This is a genomic window from uncultured Kocuria sp., assembly GCF_947500125.1.
In the GTDB taxonomy this organism is placed as follows: Bacteria; Actinomycetota; Actinomycetes; order Actinomycetales; family Micrococcaceae; genus Kocuria.
Genome location: NZ_CANMRA010000008.1, coordinates 1 through 20,167, shown reverse-complemented (window position 1 = coordinate 20,167; position 20,167 = coordinate 1). Strand labels below are relative to the sequence as shown.

At 74.1% G+C, this 20,167-nt stretch carries 20 protein-coding genes; 9 read left to right on the top strand and 11 right to left on the bottom strand.

The genetic code is table 11. The features are described 5' to 3' along the window. Positions 1 to 12 precede the first annotated feature (12 nt). The 3 genes from Q0817_RS07290 to Q0817_RS07280 form a co-directional block, all read right to left on the bottom strand. Positions 13 to 1,836 (bottom strand): M23 family metallopeptidase, encoded by a 1,824-nt coding sequence (locus Q0817_RS07290; RefSeq protein WP_298585499.1) that lies wholly within the window; start codon positions 1,834 to 1,836, stop codon positions 13 to 15. A gap of 237 nt (positions 1,837 to 2,073) precedes the next feature. Further along, positions 2,074 to 2,598 carry a DinB family protein gene (locus Q0817_RS07285; RefSeq protein WP_298585498.1) on the bottom strand — a complete coding sequence of 175 codons (525 nt, stop codon included), beginning with the start codon at positions 2,596 to 2,598 and terminating at the stop codon, positions 2,074 to 2,076. A gap of 121 nt (positions 2,599 to 2,719) precedes the next feature. Then, positions 2,720 to 4,237, bottom strand: coding sequence for an MFS transporter (locus tag Q0817_RS07280; protein ID WP_298585497.1), 1,518 nt, complete (start codon positions 4,235 to 4,237; stop codon positions 2,720 to 2,722). Positions 4,238 to 4,360: 123 nt separating this feature from the next. Between Q0817_RS07280 and Q0817_RS07275 the strand changes: the two genes are divergently transcribed. Further along, positions 4,361 to 4,906 carry a TetR family transcriptional regulator gene (locus Q0817_RS07275; protein WP_298585496.1) on the top strand — a complete coding sequence of 182 codons (546 nt, stop codon included), beginning with the start codon at positions 4,361 to 4,363 and terminating at the stop codon, positions 4,904 to 4,906. A gap of 33 nt (positions 4,907 to 4,939) precedes the next feature. Here the strand turns inward: Q0817_RS07275 and Q0817_RS07270 are convergent, their stop codons facing one another. Beyond that, on the bottom strand, positions 4,940 to 6,163 hold the full coding sequence (locus Q0817_RS07270; RefSeq protein WP_298585495.1) for an FAD-dependent oxidoreductase: 1,224 nt from the start codon (positions 6,161 to 6,163) through the stop codon (positions 4,940 to 4,942). Between the two features lie 230 nt (positions 6,164 to 6,393). Between Q0817_RS07270 and Q0817_RS07265 the strand changes: the two genes are divergently transcribed. Then, complete coding sequence (locus tag Q0817_RS07265) at positions 6,394 to 6,951, top strand: dihydrofolate reductase family protein (protein WP_298585494.1); 558 nt, start codon at positions 6,394 to 6,396, stop codon at positions 6,949 to 6,951. 18 nt (positions 6,952 to 6,969) lie between these two features. Here the strand turns inward: Q0817_RS07265 and Q0817_RS07260 are convergent, their stop codons facing one another. Then, positions 6,970 to 8,724 (bottom strand): ATP-dependent DNA helicase RecQ, encoded by a 1,755-nt coding sequence (locus Q0817_RS07260; RefSeq protein ID WP_298585493.1) that lies wholly within the window; start codon positions 8,722 to 8,724, stop codon positions 6,970 to 6,972. A 131-nt stretch (positions 8,725 to 8,855) separates the two neighbouring features. On the opposite strand from Q0817_RS07260, the gene Q0817_RS07255 reads away from it, so the two are divergent. Then, positions 8,856 to 9,608, top strand: a complete 753-nt coding sequence (locus tag Q0817_RS07255) for a TSUP family transporter (RefSeq protein ID WP_298585492.1) — start codon at positions 8,856 to 8,858, stop codon at positions 9,606 to 9,608. Between the two features lie 13 nt (positions 9,609 to 9,621). Here the strand turns inward: Q0817_RS07255 and Q0817_RS07250 are convergent, their stop codons facing one another. Together Q0817_RS07250 and Q0817_RS07245 are read right to left on the bottom strand one after the other, a co-directional pair. After that, positions 9,622 to 10,047, bottom strand: a complete 426-nt coding sequence (locus Q0817_RS07250; protein ID WP_298585491.1) for a ChaB family protein — start codon at positions 10,045 to 10,047, stop codon at positions 9,622 to 9,624. Positions 10,048 to 10,083: 36 nt separating this feature from the next. Continuing rightward, positions 10,084 to 10,986, bottom strand: coding sequence for an SDR family oxidoreductase (locus tag Q0817_RS07245; protein WP_298585490.1), 903 nt, complete (start codon positions 10,984 to 10,986; stop codon positions 10,084 to 10,086). Between the two features lie 199 nt (positions 10,987 to 11,185). Between Q0817_RS07245 and ilvD the strand changes: the two genes are divergently transcribed. Further along, the gene (gene ilvD / locus Q0817_RS07240; RefSeq protein WP_298585489.1) at positions 11,186 to 12,877 is read left to right on the top strand and encodes a dihydroxy-acid dehydratase; all 1,692 of its coding nucleotides are present in this window, start codon (positions 11,186 to 11,188) and stop codon (positions 12,875 to 12,877) included. 119 nt (positions 12,878 to 12,996) lie between these two features. Here ilvD and Q0817_RS07235 read toward each other — a convergent pair whose 3' ends face one another. Further along, a complete protein-coding gene (locus tag Q0817_RS07235) occupies positions 12,997 to 13,806 on the bottom strand; it encodes an SRPBCC family protein (protein ID WP_298585488.1) in 810 nt (269 codons plus the stop codon). Positions 13,807 to 14,053: 247 nt separating this feature from the next. Between Q0817_RS07235 and Q0817_RS07230 the strand changes: the two genes are divergently transcribed. The 5 genes from Q0817_RS07230 to Q0817_RS07210 all read left to right on the top strand — a co-directional run bounded on the left by Q0817_RS07230 (position 14,054) and on the right by Q0817_RS07210 (position 17,684). After that, on the top strand, positions 14,054 to 14,575 hold the full coding sequence (locus tag Q0817_RS07230) for a hypothetical protein (RefSeq protein ID WP_298585487.1): 522 nt from the start codon (positions 14,054 to 14,056) through the stop codon (positions 14,573 to 14,575). A 10-nt stretch (positions 14,576 to 14,585) separates the two neighbouring features. Beyond that, positions 14,586 to 15,827, top strand: coding sequence for a sensor histidine kinase (locus Q0817_RS07225; RefSeq protein ID WP_298585486.1), 1,242 nt, complete (start codon positions 14,586 to 14,588; stop codon positions 15,825 to 15,827). After that, entirely contained in the window at positions 15,824 to 16,528 is a 705-nt protein-coding gene (locus Q0817_RS07220; protein ID WP_298585485.1) for a response regulator transcription factor, read from the top strand. Before Q0817_RS07225 ends, Q0817_RS07220 begins: the two co-directional genes overlap by 4 nt. A gap of 167 nt (positions 16,529 to 16,695) precedes the next feature. Further along, positions 16,696 to 17,232, top strand: coding sequence for a hypothetical protein (locus Q0817_RS07215; RefSeq protein WP_298585484.1), 537 nt, complete (start codon positions 16,696 to 16,698; stop codon positions 17,230 to 17,232). 128 nt (positions 17,233 to 17,360) lie between these two features. Further along, a complete protein-coding gene (locus Q0817_RS07210; protein ID WP_298585483.1) occupies positions 17,361 to 17,684 on the top strand; it encodes a hypothetical protein in 324 nt (107 codons plus the stop codon). On the opposite strand, the gene Q0817_RS07205 is transcribed toward Q0817_RS07210, so the two are convergent. The 3 genes from Q0817_RS07205 to Q0817_RS07195 all read right to left on the bottom strand — a co-directional run bounded on the left by Q0817_RS07205 (position 17,659) and on the right by Q0817_RS07195 (position 19,886). Then, positions 17,659 to 18,192: an Lrp/AsnC family transcriptional regulator gene (locus Q0817_RS07205; RefSeq protein ID WP_298585600.1), complete on the bottom strand. Its 534-nt coding sequence runs from the start codon at positions 18,190 to 18,192 to the stop codon at positions 17,659 to 17,661. The genes Q0817_RS07210 and Q0817_RS07205 overlap by 26 nt on opposite strands. A 311-nt stretch (positions 18,193 to 18,503) precedes the next feature. Further along, positions 18,504 to 19,523: a permease prefix domain 1-containing protein gene (locus Q0817_RS07200; RefSeq protein ID WP_298585482.1), complete on the bottom strand. Its 1,020-nt coding sequence runs from the start codon at positions 19,521 to 19,523 to the stop codon at positions 18,504 to 18,506. A 6-nt stretch (positions 19,524 to 19,529) separates the two neighbouring features. After that, entirely contained in the window at positions 19,530 to 19,886 is a 357-nt protein-coding gene (locus Q0817_RS07195) for a PadR family transcriptional regulator (RefSeq protein WP_298585481.1), read from the bottom strand. Positions 19,887 to 20,167 lie beyond the last annotated feature (281 nt).

Sequence of the window (20,167 nt, the reverse complement as noted above, 5' to 3'; positions counted from 1 at the left end):
CCGTGGAGTGCGTCAGGGACGGGCCGCCCCGTCCGCTCCGGCCGCCGGAGCCGCCCCGGCGGCGCCTGCCCCCGGGTCGGCCGGGGCTGCGGCCGCGTCGGCGGTCGGCGCGGTCGCCGCCTCCGGCGCGGTCGCGGTCTTCGGCGCCGGGGTGTTCGGCTCCGCATCCAACTCGTCGGGGATCCCGTCCCCGTCCCGGTCCGGGTCGTCCTCGTTGCGCAGGCCGTCCCCGTCCAGGTCGGGGTCGACGTCGTTGGGGATCCTGTCCCCGTCGATGTCGTCGTCCAGCTCGTTCGGGGTGCCGTCGTTGTCGATGTCGGGGTCCTCCGTGTCGAGGCTCCCGTCCCCGTCGGTGTCCCGCTCCGCGTCCGGAATCCGTGGCGAGACTCCCGGCTCGGGCTCCGGCTCGGGCTCCGGCTCGGGGACCGGCTCCGGGTCGGGCACCGGCACCGGCTCCGGGTCGGGGATCGGCACGGGCAGCGGCTCCGGCACGGGCTGCTGCTCGGGGGCCGGCTCCGGCTCGGCAGGGGGCAGCGCAGGGTCCCCCGCGGCCGGCGGGGCCGGGACCGGCGCCGGGACGACAGGGTCGACGACCACCGGAGCGGCGGGCGGAGCGGGCACCACCGGGGCCGGGTCCCCCACCGGCCGTCCGGGCCGCTCGGTGGTTCCGTTCTGCTCGTTCTCCGCCCTCTTCGCGGCGTCCGCCTGCTTCTTCGCCGCCTCGACCTTCTTCGCAGCCTCGGCCTTCTTCGCGTTCCCCGCCTTCTCCGTGGCCGTCGCCCGGTTCTTCGCGGCCTCCGCCTTCTGGGCCGCGTCGGCCTTCTTGGCGGCCTCGGCCTTCTTCACAGCCTTCGCCTTCCGGGTCGCGTCGGCCTTCTTCGCAGCCTCCGCCTTCTTCGCAGCCTCCGTCTTCTTCGCTTTCTCCGCCTTCTCCGCGGCCGGGCCCCCGACAGCGTCCGGGACCGGGACCTCGAGGGAGTACTTGCTGCGGGAGGCGGGAATGACGCGCATGCCGTCGACCCAGTCGAAGGACTGCGGGTCGACCGCCTGTCCGTCCACCCAGGTCTCGAAGTGCAGGTTCGGGCCCGTGACCCGCACGCCGGTGGCGCCGACCGTGCCGAGCTGCTCGGAGGCCGCGAGCCGGTCACCGGTCCGCACCCGGACGTCCTCGAGGTGGCTGTAGGTCGTCCTGATCCCGTCCGCGTGGGTGACCTCCACCCGGTTGCCGCCCCAGACGTCCCAGAACACGGCCGTCACCACGCCGTCGAGGGCGGCGACGACGGGCAGGCCCGCCGCGGCGGAGACGTCGGTGCCGTTGTGGAACTCGCGCCCGCCGCGGTCGGGGGCGATCCGCCAGCCGAACTGCCCGCCGGGCAGGACGGCGCCGGGCCGGGCCGGGGCGATGATGGTGTTGACGGGCAGCTCGCCCTGGTAGAGCTTCGGTGCCTGCCGGCCCGGGCGCACGGTCGAGGCGGACTCGCGACCGCCGTCGCCGCGCCCCGTTCCGGCCCGCCAGGAGCCCGTCCCCGCGCCGCCGTCCCGCACGGGCGAGGTCGTCCGGTCCTCCCGCACCGGCCCGGCCGGAGGGACGTCCTGATCCTGTCCGGCCGCGAGCAGGGTCCACCCGCCGTCCGGCCGCTCCGTCCGCTCCGTGGAGGCGGCCGGGGCGCCGAAGGCCGAGGTCCTCCGGTCGTCGCCGGCCTCCGGTGCGATGCCCGCGCTGACGGCCACGCTGACGGCCACGAGGGCCGAGAATGCGGTGAGGGCGGTCACCGGCGAGGAGGCGCGGTGACGCAGGGCGGCGGGAGCAGGGCGGCGAGAGGAGTCGCGGGGCATGACGGTGTTTCCCCCAGGATGTCGCGGACAGCGACGAGAAGATCGTGCAGACGGTCGGGACGCTGTCGCCCCCCGGCATCAGCTTAAGTGAACAACCGGTCCGGACCGAGGGATCCGCCGTCCCCTCATCGGCGCCTTGTCACACGACGACTTTATGCAAACGCAAACGATCCTGGAGGGGAAGGCGGCGTCCACCGCGCCTCACCCGGAGGGGGCGAGACCCCGCGCGGGGAGCGGTCAGTAGGGCCCCGACCACCCGTCCTCGAGCAGGCCGCGGACGTAGGCGGCCTGGCCGAGGTGCTGGGCGGCGTCGTCGACCGTGCTGACCAGGCGCGCCCCGCGGGTGACGGGCGGACTCCAGGAGCGGTCCACCACGTCGTCGAGCTGGGCGTCCGTGAGCCCGCGGACGTAGGCCACCGTGCGCTCGACCACCGCGTCGAGGTAGCCCCGCAGCAGCTCGGGGGACGTCACCCGGATCCGTGCGACGTCCTCCGGGCCGTCCCCGAAACCCGTCGAGGAGTCGGGGACGTCGAGACCGAGCCGTCCGCTCCACCCCTCCGCAGTCCACACCTCGTCGGTGCCCGCGAGCTGGGCCACCTGCGCGTCCTGCTGGCGGGCCGCGTGCCACACCAGCCAGGCCACGGAGTTCGCGGTCCCTCCCGGCATGGTGTTCAGCGCCTCCGCCGAGATGCCCTCGAGCATGTGCTCCGCCACCTCGGACGGTCGCCGTGCGGCGTCCTCGAACAGCTCCTGCGGCGTCATCGCGACCACTCCCTCCGTACCGTGGGACCGGACCGGCCCCTGCCGCCGAGCCTACGTCTGCCCGGCGCCCGTGGAGCGGCGCCACCGTGCGGTGACGCCGCCGGTCCCGACGGCGGGGAGGTCAGCGCGCGGCCGGCCGCAGCATGCGGGCGACCGTGCACGCCGCCAGGACCACCACGGCGGTCATGACCAGCGCCGTCCGGTGCATGCCCGCGGTGAAGGCGGCGAACGCCGCCTCCCGCACGGCGGGACCGAGCGTCCCGGCGCCCTCCGCGATCTCGACGGCCCCGCCCAGGGTCTCGTGCGCCGCGGCGGACGAGCCGGGCCCCAGGGCCGTGGGCAGGTCGAGGTGGCGCTGGTAGAACGCGGTCAGCAGCCCGCCGAGCACGGCCGTGCCCAGCACCGCACCGACCTCGTAGCCGGTCTCCGAGATCGCCGAGGCCGCTCCGGCCTTGTGCGGCGGGGCCGCCGTGAGGACCAGGTCGTTGGACAGCGTCTCGGCGAGCCCGATGCCGGTGCCGACCAGGCAGAAGGCCGCGAGGACCACCACGGTGCCGGTGCCCGCGGAGAGGTCGGCGAGGGCGACGCCGAGGAAGCCGAGCGAGGACAGGAGCATCCCCGCCGTGATCACGGTCCTGGGCGTCAGCCACCGCACGGCCCGCACGGCCAGGAAGCCGGCGAGGACCGTGAGCACGAGGCCCGGGACCATGGTCAGGCCCGCGGTCATGGGGTCCAGGCCGACCACGAGCTGCAGGTACTGGGTCAGCATGAACAGGAAGCCGTAGAGCCCCACGTTGCCGAGGACGTTGACGGTCACGCCGCCCCGGAAGCCGGGGTGCCGGAACAGGGCGAGGTCGAGCATCGGGTGCGCCAGGACCGCCTGCCGCCGGACGAACAGCACACCGGCCAGCACCCCGAAGGCCGCGCTGAGCAGACCGTGGAAGAGCTCCCCGGAGGCCGTCGCCGCCTTGATGCCGTAGACCACCGGGGTCATGGCGAGCATGGCCAGCAGCACGGACGGGACGTCCACGGGTCCGGGCCGGGGGTCGCGCGACTCCGGCACCAGCACGGGGCCGAGCACGAGCAGGGGCAGCAGCACCGGCACGGACATCAGGAACACCGAGCCCCACCAGAAGTGGTTGAGCAGGAAGCCGCCGACGATCGGGCCCAGCGCGGCGCCCCCGCTGAAGCCGCCGGCCCACACCGCGATCGCGATCCGGCGCTGGCCCGGGTCCAGGAAGATGTTGCGCAGCAGGGACAGGGTGGCGGGCATCAGCATCGCGCCGAAGAGTCCCATCGCGGCCCGCCCCGCCACGAGCAGCTCGGCGGTGGGGGCGAAGGCCGACGCCGCGGAGACGGCGGCGAAGCCCGTGCCGCCGATCAGCAGCAGCCGCCGGCGACCGATCCGGTCCCCCAGGGACCCCATGGGGATGAGCAGGCCGGCGAGCACGAGGGGGTAGACGTCCACGATCCACAGCAGCTGCGCCCCGGTGGGGTGCAGCGCCTGGGAGATGGTGGGCAGCGCGAAGCTCAGCGCCGTGTTGTCGACCGACACGAGCAGGACGGGCATCATCAGGACCGCGAGCGCGGCCCATTCGCGCGCACCGGCCGTGGGGCGGGGCGTCAGCAGAGTGGTCATGGTTCACCTCCGGGACGACGGATCGGGATCGGACAGCATCAGTAACTGTACCGTCTAGACGGTACAGTTATGTGCGGGCTGGCACAATGGGCACCACGTCCGATCCAGGGAGGTCTTCCTCACATGCCGCGCCCACCCGTGGCCCGGGACAAGCTCCTGGCCGCCTTCGAGCAGATCGTCCTCGACGACGGCGAGCGCGCCGCGACCCTCGACGCCGTCGCCGCCGCCGCCGGTGTGTCCAAGGGGGGCCTGCTCTACCACTTCCCGCACCGCCAGGCCCTCGTGGACGCAACATTGCAGCGCCTCGAGGAGCTCATGCGCCTGGACCTCGAGGCCATGGCGGCGGCGCCGGACGGGGCCGCGCGCTACTTCCTCGTCACGTCCCTGTTCGAGGACAGCCGGCTGGACCGGGCCCTGATCGTGGCCTCCCGTCTGGTCCAGTCCGGGGACGAGAACGCCCGCGCCGCCCTCAAGCGGCTCGAGGAGGCCTGGTACGAGCTGATCCTCGCGGACGTGGGAGACCCGGTGGTGGCGACCGCGGTGCAGCAGATGGGCGACGGGCTCTACCACAACGCGTCGATCGGGCTGCTGCCCGACGCCGGCGCGCAGCGGCACACCATCCTCGAGAACCTCCTGGCCGCGGTGGAGCGGCTCAGTCCGCGCGGCTGAGCGCACCGCGCCGGCCGGACGGCGCGGCGCCCGTCAGTCACGGGCCGGCGGGCGGACGTGCTCGGGCCGCAGGCCGATGCCGATGGCCCGTCCCGTGAGGTGGGGCAGGAACGGCAGTGCCCGCACCACCCCCAGCGGCACCGGCGGCCGCGGCGCCCGCCCGGCCCGGGAGGGCACCAGCCGGCGGGCCAGCACGAGCTGGAAGAGCTGGGTGGTGCGCGCCGGCCACGCCCGTCGGCGCTGGACCCGGGCGAGGTCCCGCGCCCGCACCCCGCCGTGCAGCAGGCGGGGGCCGAGGAGATTCGCCGCCGCCACCGCGTCCTGGATCGCGAGGTTGATGCCCACCCCGCCGGCCGGAGACATCGCGTGGGCGGCGTCGCCGAGGAACAGCACGCCGGGCCGCCACCAGCGGCGCAGCCGGTCCACGCGCACGCGCAGCAGCTTCACCTGCTCCCAGTCCTCGATCGCGGCGAGCCCCTCCCCCAGCCCGGGGGCGAGCGCACGCACCCGGTCCCGGAAGGCCTCCAGCCCCCCGGCGCGCAGCGCGTCGTGCTCGCCGGCCCGCACGATCATGGCGGCCTGCCAGTAGCCGGTGCGGGGCAGGGCGACCACCGCGCCGTCCCCGGCGTTGAACAGCGGCTGCTCCTGCCCCTCGCTCCGGGGCACGCGGAACCACAGCACGTCCATCCGGGACGGCGAGGCCTTCGGGACCAGCCCGGCCGCGGCCCGCAGCACGGAGTCGCGGCCGTCGGCGGCCAGCACCAGCTCGGCCCGGACCTGCACCGGCCCGTCGTCGTCGTGCGCCGTGACGCCGGTGCACCGGCCGTCCTCGACGAGCAGGCCGTCGGCGGCCGTGGAGCGCAGCAGCCGGAAGCCGGGCAGCGCCTCGCCCTTCTCGGCGAGCAGGTCCAGGAAGTCCCACTGCGGCAGGAACGCGATGAACGGGCAGCGCACGGGCAGCCGGTCGAACCGGCCGACCACCACCGTCTCCCCGCCGAGGGAGACCGTGGCGCGCTCCACCCGGGTGTGCGGCAGCGCCAGGACGTCCTCGAGCCAGCCGAGCTCGGCCATCACCTCCAGGGTGGAGGGGTGCAGGGTGTCGCCGCGGAAGTCGCGCAGGAAGTCCGTGTGCTTCTCCAGCACGACCACGTCCACGCCCTGCCTCGCCAGCAGCACCCCGGCCATCAGCCCGGCCGGGCCACCGCCCACCACGCAGCACGTGGTCCGCACCTGCTCCGCCCTCTGCTCCGCCGCCACGGGTGCCTCCCGGACCCTCGCCGAACCGCCGTCCCTGCCGAGGGTCCCACCGGGGTGCCGGCCGCGCAAGAGGGCGCCGCGGCCCGCGGGCCGGCCGAACCCGTCATGCCGCGGCCGCGCCCTTTCCACCGCCGTGCCCTTTCCGCCGCCGTGCTCTTCCCACCGCCGTGCCGGAGCGCCAGAGTGGGAACCGCAGGCACGAGCGCCGACCGCACCGACAGGAGATCCCCATGGGCACGCTGATCGTCACCGAGTTCATCACCCTCGACGGCGTCGTCGACTCCCCCGGTGCCGGCCCGCACCCGCACGCCGGCTGGACGTTCCGCCACGTCGCCTACGACGAGGCCGCGTACGAGCTCAAGGACCGGGAGCAGAAGGAGGCGGCGGCGATGCTCATGGGCCGGGTCAGCTACGACGAGTTCGCGCCCGTCTGGCCCTCGATGGACGAGTTCGCGGAGTACAACGCCATGCCCAAGTACGTGGTGTCCTCCACTCTGGAGGACCCGCAGTGGCACAACACCTCCGTGCTGCGCTCCCTCGACGAGGTCGCGGAGCTGAGGTCCGCGGTCGACGGCACCGTCCTGGTCCACGGCAGCGCCACCCTGGCCAAGGGCCTCGCCGCCGCGGGCCTCGTGGACCGGTACCACCTCCTGGTGTTCCCCGTGCTGCTCGGCGCGGGCCGCCGCCTCTTCGACGACAGCACCGACACGTTCCGCACCCTCGAGCTGGTCGAGCACGAGGCCTACGCCAACGGCGTCCTCAAGACCGTCTACGACGTCGTGCGCTGACCGGCCGCTCCCCGCGGCTCACGCCCCGTCTCCCGGCCGCTCCCCGGGTCCGCGCTCCAGCAGTCCCGGGTGCTCCTCGATCAGGCGCAGGGAGAGCTCCTTGTAGCCGACCGAGTCGAACAGGACGATGATCCGGTCCGGCTCCGCGCCCATCACGATCCCGTGCCCCCAGTCGCGGTGGGTGACCGGGGTCTGGATCTCCCAGCCGTGCGGGGTGGCGGCGGAGCGCTCCTCGGCCTCGGCGGCGGAGCCCGTCTCCGCGCAGTTGTCGCAGTTGCCGCACCAGCCGCCGGTCTCCTCGCCGAAGTAGTTGAGCAGCCAGTCCCGCCGGCACCCGTCCGTCTCGGCGTAGCCGCGCATCATGTCGATCCGCGACCGGTCGATCCGGTGCTGGGCCTCGGCCTCCGCGAGCGCGGCGGCGACAGCGGCCTCCGGCGTGGCCCCCTCCACGGCCCGGTAGCCCTCGCGCCGGGCGAGCACGCCGCCGCTGTGCTCGAGGAGGTGCACGGCCCGGGCCTGGGCGCGCGGGCCGAGCCCGGTGCGCTCGAGCAGCTCCCGGGCCCGGACCGGCCCGTGCCGGCGGACCGCGCGGAAGACCGCCTCGAGGTCCTCCTGCTCGGGGGCGGCGCCGGCGAAGTACTGCTGGAGCCCCAGGTCCTCGGAGCGGTAGTGCAGCACGGCGAGGGCCGGTCTCCCGTCCCGGCCGGCCCGGCCGATCTCCTGGTAGTAGCTGTCCAGGGAGTCGGGGATGTCCGCGTGCACCACGAAGCGCACGTCCGGCTTGTCGATGCCCATCCCGAAGGCCGTGGTGGCCACCACCACGTCGAGCTCGTCGCCGAGGAACCGGGCGTGCACCTCGTCCCGCTCGGACCGCCGCCGCCCCGCGTGGTAGGCCTCGGCGCGCACGCCGCGCCGGGCCAGCGCGGCGGCGTAGTCCTCCGTCTCCCGCCGGGTCGCGACGTAGACCAGCCCCGGGCCCACGAGCCCGGCGACCTCGTCGAGCACCGCCCGGCGCTTGTCGGCGGGCTGGTGGTGGCGCACCACCCGCAGCTCGAGATTGGGCCGGTCGAAGCTGTGCACCAGGACCAGGGGGTCGCGCAGGCCCAGCCGGTCGACGATCTCGGCCCGGGTGTGCGGGGACGCGGTGGCGGTGAGAGCGACGACGGGCGGGCGCCCCAGCCGCTCGACCGCCTCCTGGAGCACGAGGTAGTCGGGGCGGAAGTCGTGGCCCCACGAGGAGATGCAGTGCGCCTCGTCCACCACGAACAGGGACGGCGGGTGCGCGGCGAGCCGCTGCGCCGTCTCCTCCCGGGCCAGCTGCTCGGGAGCGAGGAAGAGGAACTTCGCGCTCCCTCGCGCCACGGCCTCCCAGGCGGCACGCTCGCGGCGCGTCCCCACCGCGGAGTTCACCGCGAAGGCGACCTCCTCCCCGAGGGCCTCGTTGATCGCCTCGACCTGGTCGTGCTGGAGGGCGATCAACGGGGAGACCACCACGGCGGTGCCGGGCAGGGCGGTGCCCGGGACCTGGTAGATCGCGGACTTGCCGTGGCCGGTGGGCATCACCGCCAGGACGTCGCGGCCGGTGGCCGCCGCCTCCATCGCCTCCAGCTGCCCCTCCCGGAACTCCTCGATGCCGAAGCGGGACGCGGCGACCTCCCGGAGCCGGGCCGCGGAGACGTGCACGCCGGGGCGCTCGGGGGTGGAGCCGCTCTCCTGGACGGTCCCGCCGCCGGAGCCCCCGTGCTCACCGTCACCGACCCGGTCCGCTGGCATGCCCACCGCGCCCCTTTCCTTCGACCTGGTCCCTCCGGGGACCGTCCTCAACAGCAAGGGTACTGAGTGGATCCGGGAACTTTCCCGCCCGGGACGTGTGCGGTCCGCGTCCGGACGGACGGGGGCACAGAATGGGACCCGTGGAGATCATCGTCGTCGCTGCCCTCGCCATCCTCGTGGGCTCGGTCCTGCAGTGCGTCTCGGGCACGGGGGTCGGCCTCGTGGTGGCCCCGACCCTCGCGCTGCTGCTGGGCCCCGCCACGGGGGTGCTCGTGACCAACGCGACGACGACCGTCTCCGGGTTCCTGATCATGCTCTCGGTGTGGCGCCACGTGGACTGGCGGCGCTACGCCCTCATCGCCCCGGCCGCCGCGGTGGGTGCCGTGCCGGCGGCGCTCGTGGTGCGCGAGCTGCCCGCCGCCTGGCTGCAGGTGGTGGTGGGCGGCGTGGTGCTGCTGGCCCTGACCACCATGTTCGGGCTCCCACGACTGCCCGAGTGGCCCGGGCGGCTGCCCACGGTGCTCGCCGGGGCGATCGGGGGGTTCTTCAACACCACGGCGGGGGTGGCCGGCCCGGTCATGGTGATCCACTCCCGGCTGGCCCGCTGGGAGCAGCGCTCCTTCGCCGCGACCCTGCAGCCGGTGTTCATGACGATGGGCGCCCTGTCGGTGCTCACCAAGACCCTGCTCGGGGCGGCCGGCACGGGCGGGATGCCGCCGTGGTGGGTGGCGCCCGGCGTGGTCCTCACGGTGGTGATGGGGATCCGGATCGGCGCGGTGGTGGCCCGCCGGGTGCCTCTGAGCACCGCGCGAACGGTCGCGCTCGTGCTCGCGGGACTGGGCGGGGCGATCACCCTGGTGCGCGGGCTGCTGGGCGTCCTCTGAGACGGACCGCTGCTCACCCCTCGCGGGCCCGGCGCGTCGCGGAGTCGTTGGCCTTCCGGACCGCCTCGACGAGCTCCTTCTTGGTCATGTAGGAGCGACCCTCGACGCCGAGCCGCTTCGCCACCTCGTAGAGGTGCTGCTTCGAGGAGTTCGCGTCGACCCCGCCGGCGGTCTCCGCGCGGGAGTCGCGGCCGCCCGCGGCGTGCTGGTCGGAGGGCCCGTACTCCTCCTTCTTGCCCTCCCAGTGGTCGCCGACCTTCTCGTGGGTGTGCTTGAGCGCACTGTAGGCCGTGCGGGCCGCGCGCTCCTCGTCGCCGTACTCCTCGAGCGCGGAGTCGTAGGTCTTGGCGAACGTGTCCTGCGCCTTCCGCTCCGAGCGCTGCAGGGTGGAGGGCAGCTCGCCCTTCTTGGCGTGGTCGTCCTTGCCGGTCTTGGGCACGAGGTGCTCCTTCCGTAGGGGGTGTGGTGGCGCCGATCAGAAGACGGGCATGCCGCCGGTGACGCCGAGGACGGTGCCGCTGACATAGCTGGCCTCGGCCGGGCAGGCGAGGAAGACGTAGGCGCCGGCCAGCTCCGCGGGCTGGCCGATCCGGCCCAGGGGCGTCTCCTTGCCCATGTTCGCGACCGCCCCGGGCTCCTTGGTGGCCGGCGCCAGCGGGGTCCAGACGGGCCCGGGGGCCACCGCGTTGACGCGGATGCCGTCGGGGCCGAGCTCGGCGGCGAGGTTGGCGGTGACGTTATTGAGAGCCGCCTTCGTCGCGGCGTAGTCGAGCATCGACACCGACGGGTCGTAGGCCTGCACGGACGTGGTGTTGATGATGCTGTCCCCGCGGCCGAGGTGCGGCAGGGCCGCCCGGCTGATCCAGAGGGTGCCGTAGAGGTTGGTGCGCACGGCCCGGTCGAGGTCCTCCGTGGCGAGCCCCTTGAGCCCCGCCTCCCCGCGCGCCCAGTGGAAACCCGCGTTGTTCACGACCACGTTGAGCCCGCCGAGGCCTTCGACCGCCCGGTCCACGATGTCCTGGCAACTCTGCTCCTCGCGCACGTCGCCGGGGACCAGGACGGCCGTGCGGCCGGCCTTCTCGATCCATCCCACGACGTCCTGGGCGTCCTCCTGCTCGTCGGGCAGGTAGTTGATCGCGACGTCGGCGCCCTCCCGGGCGAACGCGATCGCCACGGCCCGGCCGATCCCGGAGTCCCCGCCGGTGATGAGGGCCTTGAGCCCCTCGAGCCGGCCCCGGCCCTCCCAGGACGCCTCTCCGTGGTCGGGCACGGGGTCCATGGCGGCGGTCAGGCCCGGGGGCGTCTGCTGCTGCTCGGGCATCCCGCCCTCGTCGTCGGCCATCGCGCGGGCGTGCTGGGAGACGGGTGCCTCGGGCATGTCGGACTCCTTCGATCAGGTTGCTTATCTTTTGTTGGTCCCACCCTAGGAGGGCCGGGCACGCCTTGTCTTCCCCCGAGGGGCACAAACTTCCGCGCCGGCCGTGGACATCCCTCGACGCTCCTCGAGTTCCGTTGATATGTTCACGGCACGCCCTGCCCCGCGCCCCACCGCGCACCGACGACCCGGAAGAGACCGCATGAGCCCCGACATCAAGCCCCGCAGCCGTCAGGTCACCGACGGCATCGACGCGACCGCCAGCCGCGGCATGCTCCGCGCCGTGGGCATGGGCGACGCCGACTGGGAGAAGCCCCAGATCGGCATCGCGAGCTCCTGGAACGAGATCACCCCGTGCAACCTCTCCCTGGACCGGCTCGCGCAGGGCTGCAAGGAGGGCGTCCACGCCGGCGGCGGCTACCCCCTCCAGTTCGGCACCATCTCGGTCTCGGACGGGATCTCGATGGGCCACGTGGGGATGCACTTCTCACTGGTCTCGCGCGAGGTCATCGCGGACTCCGTGGAGACGGTGATGCAGGCGGAGCGCCTCGACGGGTCCGTGCTGCTGGCCGGGTGCGACAAGTCCCTGCCGGGCATGCTCATGGCCGCCGCCCGGCTGGACCTGGCCTCGGTGTTCCTCTACGCCGGGACCATCGCCCCGGGGTGGGTGAAGCTCACCGACGGGACCGAGAAGGACGTCACCCTCATCGACGCGTTCGAGGCGGTGGGCGCGTGCAAGGCAGGCCTGATGGGCCAGGCCGACCTCGACCGGATCGAGCGGTCCATCTGCCCGGGCGAGGGCGCCTGCGGCGGGATGTACACGGCCAACACGATGGCGTCCGTGGCCGAGGCCCTGGGCATGAGCCTGCCCGGCTCCGCGGCCCCGCCCTCGGCGGACCGGCGGCGCGACCAGTTCGCCCACCGCTCCGGGGAGGCCGTCGTCGAGATGCTCCGCCAGGGCATCACGGCGCGGGACGTGCTGACGAAGGAGGCCTTCGAGAACGCCGTCACCGTGCTCATGGCCCTCGGCGGGTCCACCAACGCCGTCCTGCACCTGCTGGCCATCGCCCACGAGGCGGAGGTGGAGCTCACCCTGGAGGACTTCAACCGGATCGGGGACAACGTTCCCCACCTCGCGGACCTCAAGCCGTTCGGCCGGTACGTCATGAACGACGTCGACCGGCACGGCGGCATCCCCGTGGTCATGAAGGCCCTGCTCGACGCCGGGCTGCTGCACGGCGAGGCCCTCACCGTGACGGGCCGCACGGTGGCGGAGAACCTCGCCGCCCTTGACCCCGACCCCCTGGACGGCGACGTCATCCGCACGCTCGACAACCCCATCCACCGCACGGGCGGGATCACGGTGCTGCACGGCTCCCTGGCGCCGGAGGGCGCGGTGGTGAAGTCCGCGGGCTTCGACGCCGAGGTGTTCGAGGGCCCGGCCCGCGTCTTCGAGCGCGAGCAGGCCGCGATGGACGCCCTCGGGGCCGGCGAGATCCAGGCCGGGGACGTGCTAGTCATCCGGTACGAGGGCCCCAAGGGCGGTCCCGGCATGCGCGAGATGCTGGCCATCACCGGAGCGATCAAGGGCGCGGGGCTGGGCAAGGACGTGCTGCTGCTCACGGACGGGCGGTTCTCGGGCGGCACCACGGGGCTGTGCATCGGGCACATCGCACCGGAGGCCGTCGACGCCGGGCCGGTCGCGTTCCTGCGCGACGGCGACCGGATCCGGGTGGACCTGGCGGCCCGCTCCCTGGACCTGCTGGTGGACGCCGAGGAGCTGGCGCGGCGTCGCAGCGGCTGGGCCCCCCTGCGCCCGCAGTACGAGGGCGGCGTGCTGGGCAAGTACGTCAAGCTGGTGCGCTCGGCGTCACTGGGGGCCGTCACCGGCTGACCGGCCGCACCGGCGGTCCCCCGCGCCCGGCCCGGGCGCGGGGCGACCGCACCGGGCAGCCCTCCCGTGCGACGGGCCCCGACCGCGGCGGTCGGGGCCCGTAGCACGGGAGGGTCGGCTCAGAGCGCGCCGCCCGCGGGACGGTCGTCGATGCGCCGGCTGGTGGGGTCCACGTCCAGGTCCGCGTCGACGGTGTCGTCGGTGAGGGCCTCGTCCACGGTGGGGATCGGAGGGACCTCCCCGGTCACGGTCTCGCCGGGGGTCACCGGCGCCGCCGGCGGCGCGGTCGACTCGACGGTGATCGGCTCCGTGTCCGGAGCGGAGTCCTTCTTCCTCGCCGCGGCGGCCGCCCCGGCGGCCGCGACGCCGGCCGCCGCGACGCCGGCGGCGACCGCCTTGCCCGACACCCCGGCCTTGCCGTCGTCACCGCGGGAGGCGGCGGCGTGCTCGACACCGGGCGTGCCGACGGGGGCGCCCTCGTTGACGGAGCCCCGCCAGGCACCGGTCGCGTAGCCCTCGTCCTCGATGAACTTCTTGAACCGCTCGAGGTCGCCCTCGGCCTGGTTCCCGACCACGTCGAGCTTGTCCCCGACCTTCTCCACGAGGCCCTCGGGCTCGTACTCGAGGACCAGGTGCACCTCGGTCCGGCCGTTGCCCGCGTCGTGGAACAGCACGGTGCCGGCGTTGGTGGCGCCCTCCGTGGCGGCCCAGGAGACCCGGCTGTCCGGGACCTGCTCCACGATCTTCGCCTCCCACTGCCGGCGGACGCCGCCGATCTCGGCGACCCACTCGAGGCGGTCGTCGCCGAGCTGGGTCACGCTCTTGACGCCGCTCATGAAGTGGGGGAAGTCCTCGAACTGGGTCCACTGGTCGTACACGGTGCTCAGCGGCACGTCGACCAGGACAGTCTTCTCGACCTTGGTGCTCATGGCATCTCCTTCGTTCCGTCTCGATGGTCAGCGGCGACGAGTAACAACAAATTCGCCAGTCTGCTTACGGTACCGCGCACCGCCCCGCGGAACCAGGGCTCCCCGGGCCTCGGAGGCCCAGCGGGACGCACCGGCCGGCACGCCCGGGCGGCCGACTATGGACTTGACGTGGGCGGACGAGGAGAATTGCCGCACGACTCGCGGGGGGCTCGGCATGGCGACACTCGAGACAGGATTCCGGACACTGGTGTCCGTCCAGAACGCGCGAGCGCCCGACGCCGTCGAGGGGCACCTGGCGTGGGGACGCCTGGTGGACAGCGACTACGTGCTGGTGCAGGGCCCGCCGGACTGGCTGGGACGGGACGTCGACCCCGAGGTGCTGATCGCCCGGGTCGCGTCGGGACGCACGGACGAGGTCGAGCGGATCAGGATCTCGCGGATCCAGCTGCACGGCGTCCTGCACGACCCCGAGTCCGAGATGACGGGCATCCGGCTCGAGCACCCGTCCGGCTGCCCGGCGCAGGGCCCCCCGGACGGTGCGGGCTCCGAGCGCCGGCTCGCCACGGGCGCGGAACTGTGCTCGGCCGTGGAGACGGCACTGGGCGCCTCACCCGTCGATCCCCCGGACTGCGCCGAGGACGCCCTGCGGCCCGTGGTGGCGTGGGAGGAGATCCGGCGCCACTCGATCGTCGAGGACTGCCGACTGCCCGCCCCTCCCGTCGAGCGGATGTGGATCTGCACCGTCTTCGGCAGGTCCGTGTGTAGCTGAGCGGGGGCCGATGAGAACCCGCTGGTACCCCTCGCGCGTGGCCCTGGACCTGGTCGCGGTGCCGGTGCTGTGGGGCATCGAGCTCCAGATCACGTGGGACCGCGCGGCGGAGCCGGACGTGGTCGCCCCCTGGGTCGTCGTGCTCGCGGCGGCGCTGCTGTACCTACCCCTGTTCTGGCGCCGGCGCCGGCCCCTGGCGGTGCTGCTCCTGGTCACCCTGGGCGCCGTGGCCGTCGCGCTGCTCGGCTTCGCGTTCCACCCCATCTTCTGCGTCTGGCTGGCCCTCTTCGCGGTGGCCGCGCACTGCTCGCGCCGGAAGGCGGCCCTCGGCCTGGCGACCGCGTTCCTGCCGGTTGCCACGAGCGTGCACGCCACCGTGCAGGACACCGCCGACCCGTCGATGCGGGTCGCCTCGTTCCTCGTGGCGGCGCTGTTCCTCACCGTGGCCCACCTGGTCGTCTTCGGCGTGGGCCGGTGGGTCCGCTGGAGCGTGGCGCAGCGGGAGCTCGTGGCCCGGCTGGCCGCCGCCCGGGCCGAGGCCGAGGAGCGCCAGCGCATCGCCCGGGAGCTGCACGACGTCGTGGCCCACGCGGTGAGCCTCATGGTGCTGCAGGCCGGAGGGGCCGAGCGCGTCATGGACCGCGACCCGGACCGGGCCCGGGCGGCGCTGCGGCAGGTCGACGAGCTCGGGGAGCAGGCCGTGACGGAGCTGCGGCGCATGCTGGGCCTGCTCTCCCCGGCGCCGTCGGCGCGGGCCGCGCCGGAGCCGGTGGGCCTGCAGCGCCTGGACGGCCTGCTCGACCACCTGCGCGCGGCGGGCCGGGACGTGGAGCTCTGCGTGGCGGGCGAGCCCGGCGCCCTGGAGCCGGCGGTGGACGAGGCCGCGTACCGCATCGCGCAGGAGGCCCTGACCAACGCCGTCAAGCACGCCGCCCCGGACCGCCCGGTCCGGGTCGCCCTCGACTGGGGGCCCCGGGAGGTCGAGCTCTCGGTCCGCACGGACGGCGCCGGGGCCCGCGGCCGCCTCTCCGCACGGCTGTCGACCGGGCACGGGGTACGGGGAATGGCCGAGCGTGCACGGGCGGTGGGCGGCGCGGCGACGGCCGGACCCGACCCGCACGGGGGGTACCTGGTGTCCGCGCGGCTTCCCACCCGCCCGGCCGGCCCGCAGGACACCGCGCCGGAGGACGCCGCACCGGAGGACACCGCGGCGACCACGGCGGCCACCGGCCGCGGGGAGGGCACCGGATGACACGGGGCACGGACACCGCACCCGTCCGGGTGCTCCTGGTGGACGACGAGGCGATGGTGCGCTCGGGGCTGGCCATGCTCCTCACGGCCGAGCCGGACCTGATCGTCGTCGGCGAGGCGGCCGACGGCGAGGAGGCCGTCGAGGAGACGGCCCGCCTGCAGCCGGACGTGGTGATCATGGACGTGCGCATGCCCGGCACGGACGGAGTGGCCGCCACCCGGGTGCTCACGTCCGACGCGTTCCTGGACCGCGTGGCGAACGTCGCCACCGTCCTGATGCTGACGACCTTCGACGAGGACGCCGCCGTCCACGCCGCCCTGCGGGCGGGCGCCTCCGGCTTCATCCTCAAGAGCTCCGCGCCGAAGGTGCTCGCGGACGCCGTCCGCTCCCTCGCCCGCGGCGGGGGCTGGCTGGACCCGGACGTGACCCGCAGGCTCCTGACCGAGTTCAGCCGGCACCCCGACCCGTCCGCCCCTCCTCCCGAGCAGCTGCAGCAGCTGACCCGGCGGGAGCGCGAGGTCCTGGTCGCCGTCGCCCACGGCCTGACCAACACGGAGATCGCCCGGCGGCTGTTCCTCAGCGAGGCGACCGTGAAGACCCACGTCCACCGGATCTTCCTGAAGCTGGGCGTCAGCGAACGCGCCCAGGCGGTCACGGCCGCGTTCAAGAGCGGGCTCGTCAAGCCCACCGACCGTTTCTGATCCCTGCGCGTACCACCCCGGGTGTACGCCGGAGTTCACCTCCCGGGTGGACGCCGGGGGCTGCCCCCGACTGCGAATCTTGTCGTGTCGGTTCGAGAAGTCCCCCTCCGGACCCCGGGGAGGAACCGCCGGCACCCACGAAATCTCTCGTCCGCAGGAGACCCGAAATGTCCATCGAAACCACCTCGTCCGCAGCCCCGCAGCCGGCCGGCGCCCGCCGCTACGCCCGCAAGGCGGTGCTGTCCCTGGCCTCCCTGACCCGGGCCGCCGGCGCCCTGCCCCTGCTGGGCGCTCCGGCCCAGGCCGCCCCGGCGCCCGCCGCCTCGACGCAGTCCTCGGTGCTCGAGACGGCGTCGCACAAGCCGCACCAGAAGCACTGCTCGGTCGACGCCCACAAGCCCTCCTGGACGTGGCACCACGGGAAGAAGGTCGTCAAGTACCCGTTCCACGTGAAGTGCCACAAGGGCTACAAGGTGGAGGTCAAGCAGCACTACTACGCGGTGAGCAAGCACGGCCACCACCACTACACCGGCGGCGACCACTACTACTACTGGGGCAGTGCGTGGGGCGGCGAGCACTACAAGTACCTCGACCACCACGACGACAAGAAGGTCTACCACGTGGTCAAGTACCGCTACTACGACGGCAAGCACTGGTCGCCGTGGTACCAGGACATCAGCCACTGGACCCAGCTCGGTCACTGACCGGACGGTGCCGGGGGCCGGCCGCACCGGCCGGCCCCCGGCACCGCTCCTCCTCCCGACGTCCCCGAGCCCGTCCCCCGGCGCCGCGCGCAGGCGGGACGGCCTCCCACCCAGCACAAGAGCCGACCATGGACCTCACCCATCAGCACCCCACCACCAGGGCCTGGGACCTCGCCCCCGGCGACACGTTCCACGGGCGCACCATCGCGGCCGTCCGCGGCGTGGTGGGCCTGGCCCTCAGCCCGGTGGCCGTCATCTCCTTCACGGAGGACTGCCGTGAGCACCGCGCCCAGGCCCGGATCGGGGCCGCCCACTGCGAGACGCACCAGTACTACGACGAGATTATGCTCAGCGCCCGCGCGTGGGTCCGCACCCACGGCCTGCACGAGGGCGACGACGTGGACCTGGACCGGCTGCGGGCCGAGGTCATGGGCGCGGCCGTCCGGAACTGACCCCGCCCCCGGCCCTCCCCGGCGCCTCGTCCCCCGCGAGCAGCGGGGCCACCCGGTACGGGATGACGGTGCGCAGGAACATGCTCGTGGAGGTCCGCAGGATGCCGGGGCACAGCCGGATCTCCTCGGAGACCCGGTAGAGGTCCTCGGGGTCCTTCGCCACCACCCGGCACAGCAGGTCCGTCTGCCCGGCCGGGGCGAACACCTCGATGACCTGCGGAATCGCCTGCAGGCCGGCGATCGCCTCGTCGAGCTGGTGCTGGTCGAGCTCCACGGCGACGCTCGCGGCCAGGCCGTAGCCGAGGGCCGCGGGCGTCACCCGGGTGCTGTGCGGGCGCAGTGCGGGGCTCGCGCGGTAGCGCTCGAGCCGCGCGTGGATCGTCCCGCGCGCCAGGCCCGTGCGCTGGGCCAGGGCCAGCACCGTCATGCGCGGGTCCTCGTCCAGCGCCACCAGGATCTTCCGGTCCGTCGCGTCCAGCGGACCCGCGCCGGCCCCGCCGTTCGTCATGCTGACCACAGCAGCCCCTCTCCCCCGTCTGAATCTGATCGATCTGACCAGTTCAAGAGTAGACGTTTGCGCACCATGCCGACCAGGGTGTCAACTGATGATCACACGGTGCGCCACCTGACCCGGTTCCGCGCATCCCGGCCGGCGCCGGTCGCCCACGAAGCGCCCCGCGTTCCGCGCTGCTCGGCACCCCGCAGCGGCAGAGGCCCTCTTCCGGCCCGCGGGAGCTCCCCGGAGCTCCCGCGGGCCGAGCGCTGCCTCGGACCGGCCGGGCGCCGCCCGCGGAGCGGGGCGGCGGGGTCCGCGGCCGGTCAGTGCCGTCGTCCCACCGACCGGCGGCAGGCGAGGAAGGTCGCCACGAGGTCCCAGACGGTGATGACCACCACGAGCGCGACGCCGATCTGCGCGAACCCCTCGCCCACCCACCCGCGCTCGCGGAAGACCGGGTTCACCACGGACTCGGTGCGCAGCACGGTGATGAGCAGCGCGGCCATGGCGAGGTCCAGGACGGCGTTGATCCCGAACAGCACCCAGGACCAGCGGCGGCGGAAGAAGCGCAGCAGCTCCCACCCCCAGGCGAGCAGTAGGATCCCCAGGTAGAGCGGCACCCACGGCGTCCACACGGCGGGGTCGAGCGGGGGCTCGCCGGCGAGCGGGCCCTCGCGGAACAGGGGCCGCGAGAGCAGGAACGGGGCGGCGAAGGCCAGGCCCAGGGCGATGGTGGCCCAGACCAGCTCCCCCACGGTCGAGTCCCGCTCGGGACGCGGCGGCCGCAGCCGCTCGACGCTCCAGCGCGAAGCCTCCTCCGCCTCGGCCGCCGTCCCGTCCCAGGCGCCGCGCCTCACCGCCTCCGCGACCTCCGTTCGCTCCACCACCGCGTAGACGACGACCGCGATGCCCGCTCCCATGAGCGCCCCCTGGATCGCGGCGCCGACCGCGGGGGCGAGCGAGAGCACGAGGTACGTGACCAGGTCCTCGCGCCCCGCCTCCCCGAAGAGGCGGCCGAGCAGGGTCAGCCCGCCGAAGAGGCCGGCCAGGACGGGCACCAGGATCCGCAGCAGCTCCAGGAAGTCGTGGTAGTGCGCGGGGCCGATCAGGTGCCGCGGGCCGGGACCGTAGTCCTCGGCCAGCAGGGCGGGGTCGCCGAGCTCCTCGAGGGCGCGGCGCTCCGCCTCGGCCGGCGGGAGTCCCTGCGCCACGCCGTCGTCGACCATGTCGGCGACGGTGCCCCGCAGCTCCCGGGACACGTCCTCACGGGTTCGGGGCGGGAGTCGCCGGGCGACCTCGCGGAGATAGCTCTCGGTGCGCGGAGTGAGGGTGCTGGTGGACATGGCGGATCAGTCCTCGGGAGGAGTCGGGCGGGAGAGGGTGGACAGGGCGGCGTCCAGCCGGAGCCGCTCGGCCTCGAGGGCGTCCCGGACGCGGATCCCGAGTCCGGTGATCCGGTAGAACTTGCGGGGCCGGGACTCGTCGGTGTTCCAGTCGCTTTCGAGCAGGCCCTGGGCCTCGAGGCGGCGCAGGAGCGGGTAGAGGGTGTTGGCCTCGACGTCGAGCCCCGCGTCGCCGAGGGTCCGGAGCAGGGCGTAGCCGTAGCGGGGCTCGTCCAGGACGAGCAGGCAGGCCAGGACCACCGTGCCACGGCGCAGCTCCTGGAAGTGGGAGGCGACGACCTGGTCGACCGGTTCAGCTGCCATGCCTACACAATAGTGTGTGTCACACACCAATGGAAGAGGGCACCCTGCGCAGCCCGCCCCCTCACCACCGCCGAACTCACCGGTTCCGCCCGAGACCGCGGAGGAAACGGTATGAATCAAGCTGTTTGCGACAGCTGTGGGTTGATGGGGTTGAGTGGCTGGTTGATCCAGACCTCGGTGGGTGGAGACTTGATCATGTGACCAGGCCGGACGCGGGCGGGGTGGGCCCGGTCGTAGGCGGCGCGGGCGGTGGTACGCGCGGCGTGGATGGCCGGCCAGGT